Consider the following 8,352-nt stretch of genomic DNA (forward strand, 5'->3'; position numbering starts at 1 on the left):
ATCGTTAACTTAAGATACAAAAGCTGTTCGGAGATGGAGGGTCAAGATCAGGGTGACCTGCGCCATGATGTTATCCGAGCCCTGTTTCCTAATCACTACACCGGTATTTGATTACCCAGGTCAACTTCAGGCTGTTACAGGGACGGCAACCGTGTCAGCACATCCTTGAGATAGGCATACGGATCGTGCCCATTATTACGGGCCGACTGGATCAAACTCATGATCGCAGCAGCGCGCTTGAGTATGCGAACCCACGCCGAGCATTTGAGAAGGCAACGGGATGAACGCTGGCTGGATAGCCGTGGTTTTCTGGGTAGGCAGCCGAATCCATTTGTGATCGAGGTTGGCATTGAGGCTGTAGCCCAAGGCGATGTTTGCGATGGAGGCACCGGGTTCAGAACACTCCTGAATGACCTGAGCCTTGAAAGATTTGCTGTAGGTACGGCGCTGAGGGCGCATGGAAAATCCGCTTGATGGGCCATGGCCTTCGGCGGCGGTGTCGGGAAGGTGTGTTGGCCGGACGGATACTGTTGAACTACGTTGTCTGGGGCAACGGAAGTGTTTCGGCCCGACTCTGGAACGCGATCCGCAGCGACGACTGGGCAATTCCGCACGTTAGCCTGAGCAGCCTCGGGGAAATCGTCGTCTGGGCGCGCCCAGACGAGTTTCCGTCAAGGAACATGCAGACGAGCAAGGGGCTGCGGGCACTCGGCTACAACGTGAGGATCGGTGTTTGATCGAGGCGCCTGTGGTACACGCAGGCTGACGAGCCAGGCGCTGTCCATTGCCTGATCAGACCGCCCCGCTGCGCCTTGCCTGAGCAGTTGACCTGCATCAATGGGGCGGGAGAACGCTGTACATTGACTCTTGAAGGCTGTCATGGTAAGCGTAATATCTTACAAAGTATTACAAGGATTTCCTTGGCCGGAACCGCAAAGCGACGCGATTGGAGAGGGTGAGATGAAAGCGCACCTACAGGGATGAAAGCGCACCTACAGGTGATTTTCACGCTCGATGAATTGGCTGCGTACTTGAAAGTCGGCAAGCGGACGCTTTATCGGCTCGCCGCGCACGGGGAAATTCCGGCTTTCAAGGTGGGCGGGACGTGGCGGTTTCCTCAAAGTGAAATCGATCAGTGGATCAATGATCAGACCCGAGCCGCAGCAAAGAAGGAGGTGATGCGCAAGCGTGAACAGCAGAAGTCATCCGAGCAGCCCGTGTCGCCTGGGCGCACTGCCCGTCACAGCAGGCAAAGGGCTTGAGTAACTCGTTTTCCAATTTTTCTGGAGGTATGACATGGACATCGATTTCAAGAAGTTGGCTCCCTGGAACTGGTTCAAGAACGAGCAGCAAGAGCAGCAGACCGTCTCTTCCCTGCCGGTGCAGCGCAATGACCTGCCAGCGGCGAGCGGGCCAGTCAGCCCGATCCTGCAACTGCATCGGGAAATCGACCGGCTGTTCGATGACGCATTCCGGGGCTTCGGTTTTCCGGCGTTGAACATGCCGCAGTGGCCATCCGATTGGTCGGGCATGCTGAAGCCGGCCCTGGACATCCAGGAAACCGACAAGCAGTACAAGATTGCCCTGGAAGTGCCCGGTGTCGAGGAGAAGGACATCCAGATCACTCTCGACAACGACGTGCTGATGGTGCGTGGCGAGAAGCGCCAGGAACAGGAGAAGAAGGAAGGTGGCTTCCACCGTGTGGAGCGCTCCTACGGCAGCTTTCAGCGTGCCTTGAACCTGCCTGACGACGCCAACCAGGATTCGATCAAAGCATCGTTCAAGAACGGGGTGCTCACGGTCACGATCGACAAGCGCGAGGTCAGCGCGCCGAAGCAGGGACGCTCGATCCCGATCAACGGCTGACGTCGCCGGCTCGTTCGTCACAAGAAAAACCCGGCACGAGACGAGGAGTCGCGGTTCGCGATGCCTCGTCGCCTCAACCTTGTCAACCTTCTCAGGAGCATCAGCATGGCCAGAAAACAATGCCAGGTCTGCGGCCAACCCGCCACCGTGCGGGTGGAAGCCAATCTCAACGGTCGTCACAGCACCATGCTGTTGTGCGACGACCATTACCGGCAATTAGTGCGCCAGCAAAAGCGCACCGTTTCGCCGCTGGAAGCCTTGTTCGGCTCGCGCAGCGGCCTGTTCGAGGACTTCCTCGGCAGTGACTTCTTCCGCATCGGCGACGACGCGACGCCAGTTGCCGCCGATACCGATGACGTGGTCGATGCCTCGTTTGGCGAGCCCGCCGCCGCAGGTTCGGGTGCGCCGCGCCGTCGCGGCAGTGGGCTGGCCAGCCGCATCAGCGAACAGTCGGAAGCCTTGCTGCAGGAGGCCGCCAAACACGCTGCCGAATTTGGCCGCTCCGAGGTGGATACCGAACATCTGCTGCTGGCGCTGGCCGACAGCGACGTGGTCAAGACCATCCTGGGTCAGTTCAAGATCAAGGTCGATGACCTCAAGCGGCAGATCGAGTCTGAGGCCAAGCGCGGGGACAAGCCCTTCGAGGGCGAGATCGGCGTGTCGCCGCGCGTGAAGGATGCGCTCAGCCGCGCCTTCGTGGCCTCCAATGAACTCGGCCATTCTTATGTCGGTCCAGAGCATTTCCTGATCGGTCTGGCTGAGGAAGGCGAAGGGCTGGCCGCCAACCTGCTGCGCCGCTACGGCCTGACGCCGCAGGCGCTGCGCCAACAGGTCAGCAAGGTGGTCGGCAAGGGCGCCGAGGATGGCCGCGCTGAGACGCCGACCAACACGCCAGAACTCGACAAGTACTCGCGCGACCTGACCAAGATGGCGCGCGACGGCAAGCTCGACCCGGTGATCGGCCGCGCGCAGGAGATCGAAACCACCATCGAGGTGCTGGCCCGGCGCAAGAAGAACAACCCGGTGCTGATCGGCGAGCCGGGTGTGGGCAAGACCGCCATCGTCGAAGGGCTGGCGCAGCGCATGGTGGCGGGTGAAGTGCCCGAGACCTTGCGCGACAAGCGCCTGGTGGAACTCAACATCAACGCCATGGTGGCCGGCGCCAAATATCGCGGCGAGTTCGAGGAGCGCGTGCAGAAGGTGCTGAAGGAGGTGACCGAGCACCAGGGCGAGCTGATTTTGTTCATCGACGAGGTGCACACCATCGTCGGTGCCGGCCAGGGCGGTGGCGAAGGCGGGCTGGACGTGGCCAACGTGTTCAAACCGATGATGGCGCGCGGTGAACTCAACCTGATCGGCGCCACGACGCTGAACGAGTACCAGAAATACATCGAGAAGGATGCCGCACTGGAGCGGCGCTTCCAGCCGGTGACGGTACCCGAGCCGACGGTGGCCCAGGCCATCATGATTCTGCGCGGCCTGCGCGACACCTTCGAGGCGCACCACAAGGTCAGCATCTCCGAGGACGCGATCATCGCGGCGGCCGAGTTGTCCGACCGCTACATCACGGCGCGCTTCCTGCCGGACAAGGCGATCGACTTGCTCGACCAGGCGGCCGCGCGCGTGAAGCTGTCGGCCACGGCCCGGCCGGTGGCCGTGCAGGAGCTGGAGTCCGAACTGCACCAGCTGCGGCGTGAACAGGATTACGTGGCCGCGCGCAAGCAGTACGACCAGGCCGCCGAGCTCGGGAAGCGCATCGAAGCCAAGGAGGCCGAGCTCAAGAAGCTCGTCGAGGACTGGGAGCGGGAGCGGGCCTCCGGCAGTGCCGAGGTCAAGGCGGAACACGTGGCGCAGATCGTCTCGCGCCTGACCGGCATCCCGGTCAACGAGTTGACGGTGGAAGAGCGCGAAAAGCTGCTGCACTTGGAACAACGGCTGCACGAGCGCCTGGTGGGACAAGACGAGGCGGTCCGTGCCGTGGCCGATGCCGTGCGGCTGTCCCGCGCCGGCCTGCGTGAAGGCAGCAAACCGGTGGCTACCTTCCTGTTTCTGGGCCCGACCGGGGTGGGCAAGACCGAGCTCGCCAAGGCATTGGCCGAATCGATCTACGGCGATGAGCACGCCCTGTTGCGCATCGACATGTCGGAATATGGCGAACGCCATACCGTGGCGCGATTGGTGGGCGCGCCTCCGGGCTATGTCGGTTACGACGAAGGCGGTCAGCTCACCGAGAAGGTGCGGCGCAAGCCCTACAGCGTGCTGCTGCTCGACGAGATCGAGAAGGCACACCCTGACGTATACAACATCCTGCTGCAAGTGTTCGACGACGGTCGCCTCACCGACGGCAAGGGCCGGGTGGTGGATTTCACCAACACCATCATCATCGCCACGTCCAACCTGGGTTCGGACATCATCCAGCGACGGCTGAAGGCGCGCGGGGCGGCCGGCGAGGAGTACGAAAAGACCAAGGCCGGAGTCATGGACGTGCTGCGCGGCCATTTCCGGCCCGAGTTCCTCAACCGCATCGACGAGATCATCGTCTTCCATGCGCTGGGCAAGGAGGAGATCCGCCACATCGTCGGCCTGCAGCTCGATCGCGTGGCGCGCAGCGCCGCCAGCCAGGGCGTGACGCTCACTTTCGATCAGACGCTGATCGACCATTTCGCGGAAGAAGGCTACAAGCCCGAGTTCGGTGCGCGTGAACTCAAGCGCCTGATCCGCAGCGAGCTGGAAACTGCGCTGGCGCGCGAGATGCTCGGCGGCGGTATCGGCAAGGGCGATCACGCCAGCGCACGCTGGGACGACAAGGCCGAACGCGTGGTGTTCGAACGCAAAGAGCCACCGCAGACCCCGGCCGAGCCGGAGCAGCCGGATGCCGCGAAGGCGAGCGACGCATCTTGATGGCGGGCGAGGCTGCCGTGTCCGACCCCATCGGCCTGGCACTGGCATGGGCAGCCTCCCTGGCCTCGATCGCGGTGGCGGTCGTGGCCGCAGGTCACGCGGGCGTCTACAAGCGTGATGAGCAGTCGGCCACGCCGTGGGGACTGCTCATCAGCGGCGGCACTGCCCTCCCGCTCGCTGGCCATCCGTTCGCGTGACGGCGCGGCCCATCTGTTCACCTGATCCTCTGGCAACTCGACTTTCGAGGAACAAGGCCCATGGCTGGGTGACGCGGGCAGGCAACTGATAGTCGGTACTCTGTTCGACATCTCTTCTCGCAAGGAAATAGAGCAGCAGTTGCTGCGTATGGTGATCACCGACCCCTTTGCTTCACGGTTGAGGGAACATGTTCGCGCAACCGACATGGCTGCCCGGATTGGGGGGAGGAATTCGCTGTGTTGTTGGAAGCGGTATCGATAGAAGGCGCCCAAGTATGGGCGGAGCGATTTCGTCAGGACACTGCGGCGACAGCGGTGGTGTGTGGAGAGGTGTCGATCAGCTATAGCGCCAGCATGGGGGTGGCTCTCCTTGACCCCCGTTTGCACTCTGTCGAGCAGGTGATGCTGCAGGCGGACAGCGCGCTCTACCAGGCAAAAAAGACGAGGGTGCAACCAAGTTGTGGGCGCACAAGTATTTCAGAATTGAGAGGAGTGGCGATGAAGGAAAAGCAAGCAGACCCGATCAAAACATTTCGCGCCCAATGGGCAGTGATGACGTTCTACGAGCGCTTTGAACAGGTGATCGCGCTCGCGCTGTCCGCAATCATTGCCGTTATCATCGTGGTCTCGCTGCTGCAGCTGATCTCGATCGTCTTCAGCCTGCTGATCATTGATGCATTCAATCCGCTCGATCACAAGGTCTTCCAGACCGTGTTCGGCATGATCATGACGCTGCTCATTGCCATGGAGTTCAAGCATTCCATCGTGAGGGTGGCCTTGCGGCGCGACAGCATCATCCAGGTCAAGACGGTGATCCTGATCGGGCTGATCGCCCTGGCGCGTAAATTCGTAATCCTCGACCCGGAGACCGGCCCCGCCAAGGTCGCGGCGCTTGCAGGCGCGACACTGGCCCTCGGGGCGACTTACTGGCTGCTGCGCGAGCGCGATGACCGGACAGCCGGGGAAAGCTCAGATGATCAGTCGTGATCTGCGCCACGCGCAGAATGTCGGCGCGCGGCATCGCTGGCACAATCGCCTGCAAACCGTGCTGTTGGTGCTGACCCTGCTCGGAATTGCCGCCGTCGCTGGCAGCCTGCTGTTGGGTGACGGCGGGCTTTGGCTGGCGCTTGCGGCTGCGGGGTTCACCCTGCTGCTTGAACCGGCGGCCGCCTCCGGGCTGACCTTGCGGCTGTATGGCGCACGCCCCCTGCACCCGGATGAAGCGCCCGATCTTTGGGCTGTGTTGCGCGAACTGGCGGCGCGGGCCGGGCTGCCTACCGTGCCGGTACCGCACTACGTGCCCAGCGGGGTCGTCAACGCCTTCGCCACCGGTTCGAAGCATCACGCGGCCATCGCGCTGACCGACGGCCTGCTGCGTAGCCTCACGCCCCGCGAGTTGACCGGCGTGCTCGGCCACGAAATCGCGCATATTGCGAACGAGGATTTGCGTGTCATGGGCTTGGCCGATTCCATCAGCCGGCTCACCCATCTTCTGGCCTTGTTGGGGCAGCTTGCGATCGTGCTCAGCTTGCCAACGCTATTGCTTGGAGTCACGGAAGTCAATTGGCCCGCGTTGCTTCTACTTGCGGTCGCGCCACAGCTGGCCTTGCTGGCTCAGTTGGGCTTGTCCAGGGTGCGCGAATTCGACGCCGACCGGCTCGCTGCCGAATTGACCGGCGACCCGCACGGGCTGGCCTCAGCGCTCGCCAAGATCGAGCGGGTGAGCCGCTCCTGGCGCGCCTGGCTGCTGCCCGGATGGGGCAATCCGGAACCCTCCTGGTTGCGCACGCATCCAGCGACGGCTGAACGCATTGAGCGCTTGCTGGAACTTGCTCCGCCGCCCGCGATGCCGCCGTTTCCATCGGCCCGTTTCGACCCCGAAGTGACCGTATCACCACGTCCGCCACGCTGGCGCACTGGCGGCCTTTGGCGCTGATTTCAACATGGAGAATGACGTGACCTACCCGACCCCTACAGCCGCCCGGCGCCGGATCGATTCATCCGGCGCTGGCTCGTCATCACTGGCTGCATCGCCGCACTCATGCTGCTGTGGCAGTTCCTGCCCGCCATCGAAGCCTGGTTCAGTCCCCACGAAACAAATGCTTCAGCCCGGAAGAGAGGTCTCAGGCCGTCCGGGAGCTCTGTAACCGACGTGGAACCGCGCGTAAAGTTGCACAAAGCATAGGCGTCAGCGTCCCGGTCCTGTACAAATGGAAGAAAGACCTTATCAGTGACGAGGCTTATCAATCCATGCGCAAACGAAAGTCAGCCCCTCAGGATAAAAATCAGGATGCTTTACTCGGTGAAATCCAGCGTCTCAGGAAGCAGATTCATCAGCTGCAGCTCGAACGTGACATACTGACAAAGGCGAATGAACTGATAAAAAAAGATCTGGGCGTCAGCTTTCTGAAACTGAAAAACAGGGAGAAAACCCTGATAGTTGATGCCCTTAAGAAAAAGTACCCCGTTGCTGAGTTGCTAAGCGTTCTGCAACTTGCCCGCAGCTGTTATTTTTACCAAAACGTCTGTACGATAAGTATGCGGTAATACGCGTGATCATGGCCGATATCTTTGAGGAGAATTACCGCTGTTACGGCTATCGGCGCCTTCACGCGATGCTTCGCGGTAACAACAGGGTTATTTCTGAAAAGGTTGTCCGCAGACTGATGGCAGAAGAGCAGCTCGTTGTTAAGCGCACCAGGCGACGACGATACAACTCTTACTGTGGCGAAATCGGCCCGGCACCGGAAAATTTACTCGCTTGGGATTTTAGTTCCTGCAGGCCAAATGAGAAGTGGCTGACCGATATTACGGAGTTCCAGCTTCCGGCTGGAAAAGTCTATCTGTCGCCGGTTATCGACTGCTTTGATGGCCTGGTTGTAAGCTGGTCGATAGGAACACGCCCGGACGCGACGCTGGTGAATACGATGCTCGATGACGCACTCGATACGCTCAACGAACATGATAAACCAGTGATACACAGCGATCGTGGTGGCCATTACCGGTGGCCGGGCTGGCTCGAGCGTATCAACACCTCCGGACTTATAAGGTCCATGTCGCGCAAAGGATGCTCGTCGGATAATGCTGCGTGTGAAGGCTTCTTCGGGCGTATCAAAAACGAAATGTTCTATGGCAGAGACTGGGCGGGTATCACGCTGGAAAAATTTATCTGCTTCCTGGACAGGTACATACGCTGGTATAACGAGAAACGTATCAAGCTATCATTAGGTGCAATGAGTCCTGTGAAGTACCGGCAGCATCTTGGGATCACAACATAACAGTCCAGGAAAACATCCGCAGCCCCTGAGACGACAATAACGCTTTGTGCTGACAATACATGTCAAAGCTAAGTAGAGATGTCCGGGGTGGGGCAAAGTTCAAATGTCCT

The 8,352-nt window shown here is 60.6% G+C and carries 8 protein-coding genes and 3 pseudogenes; 9 read left to right on the plus strand and 2 right to left on the minus strand.

All coding sequences use genetic code 11. From position 1 onward, the window contains the following. Positions 1 to 134: 134 nt before the first annotated feature. Together ADJ24_RS25060 and ADJ24_RS25065 are read right to left on the minus strand one after the other, a co-directional pair. A pseudogene (locus ADJ24_RS25060) lies at positions 135 to 239 on the minus strand (transposase domain-containing protein); the annotation flags it as partial. Beyond that, a complete protein-coding gene (locus tag ADJ24_RS25065; protein WP_004118209.1) occupies positions 196 to 459 on the minus strand; it encodes a transposase in 264 nt (87 codons plus the stop codon). The pseudogene ADJ24_RS25060 and the gene ADJ24_RS25065, both read right to left, overlap by 44 nt. A 14-nt stretch (positions 460 to 473) precedes the next feature. Here ADJ24_RS25065 and ADJ24_RS25070 point away from each other — a divergent pair, with 14 nt between their 5' ends. From ADJ24_RS25070 to ADJ24_RS25075, 9 genes and pseudogenes are all read left to right on the plus strand, one after another. Next, a complete protein-coding gene (locus tag ADJ24_RS25070) occupies positions 474 to 737 on the plus strand; it encodes a hypothetical protein (protein WP_015386469.1) in 264 nt (87 codons plus the stop codon). A 243-nt stretch (positions 738 to 980) separates the two neighbouring features. Beyond that, positions 981 to 1,262 (plus strand): helix-turn-helix domain-containing protein, encoded by a 282-nt coding sequence (locus ADJ24_RS11580; RefSeq protein WP_004152118.1) that lies wholly within the window; start codon positions 981 to 983, stop codon positions 1,260 to 1,262. A 34-nt stretch (positions 1,263 to 1,296) separates the two neighbouring features. Continuing rightward, positions 1,297 to 1,866: a small heat shock protein sHSP20 gene (hsp20, locus tag ADJ24_RS11585; protein ID WP_004152117.1), complete on the plus strand. Its 570-nt coding sequence runs from the start codon at positions 1,297 to 1,299 to the stop codon at positions 1,864 to 1,866. 105 nt (positions 1,867 to 1,971) lie between these two features. Next, positions 1,972 to 4,767 carry a heat shock survival AAA family ATPase ClpK gene (gene clpK / locus ADJ24_RS11590; RefSeq protein ID WP_004152116.1) on the plus strand — a complete coding sequence of 932 codons (2,796 nt, stop codon included), beginning with the start codon at positions 1,972 to 1,974 and terminating at the stop codon, positions 4,765 to 4,767. Beyond that, positions 4,767 to 4,964, plus strand: a complete 198-nt coding sequence (locus ADJ24_RS11595) for a hypothetical protein (RefSeq protein ID WP_004152115.1) — start codon at positions 4,767 to 4,769, stop codon at positions 4,962 to 4,964. Before clpK ends, ADJ24_RS11595 begins: the two co-directional genes overlap by 1 nt. Before the next feature lie 237 nt (positions 4,965 to 5,201). Further along, a pseudogene (locus tag ADJ24_RS25535) lies at positions 5,202 to 5,348 on the plus strand (diguanylate cyclase); the annotation flags it as partial. 114 nt (positions 5,349 to 5,462) lie between these two features. After that, positions 5,463 to 5,951: a phosphate-starvation-inducible PsiE family protein gene (locus tag ADJ24_RS11600; RefSeq protein ID WP_004152114.1), complete on the plus strand. Its 489-nt coding sequence runs from the start codon at positions 5,463 to 5,465 to the stop codon at positions 5,949 to 5,951. Then, positions 5,938 to 6,900 (plus strand): zinc metalloprotease HtpX, encoded by a 963-nt coding sequence (locus tag ADJ24_RS11605; RefSeq protein WP_004152113.1) that lies wholly within the window; start codon positions 5,938 to 5,940, stop codon positions 6,898 to 6,900. Before ADJ24_RS11600 ends, ADJ24_RS11605 begins: the two co-directional genes overlap by 14 nt. A gap of 155 nt (positions 6,901 to 7,055) precedes the next feature. Next, a pseudogene (locus ADJ24_RS25075) lies at positions 7,056 to 8,242 on the plus strand (IS3 family transposase); the annotation flags it as partial. Positions 8,243 to 8,352: the final 110 nt, after the last annotated feature.

The organism is Enterobacter sp. 940_PEND (assembly GCF_001059415.1).
GTDB classification, from domain to species: domain Bacteria; phylum Pseudomonadota; class Gammaproteobacteria; order Enterobacterales; family Enterobacteriaceae; genus Enterobacter; species Enterobacter cloacae_M.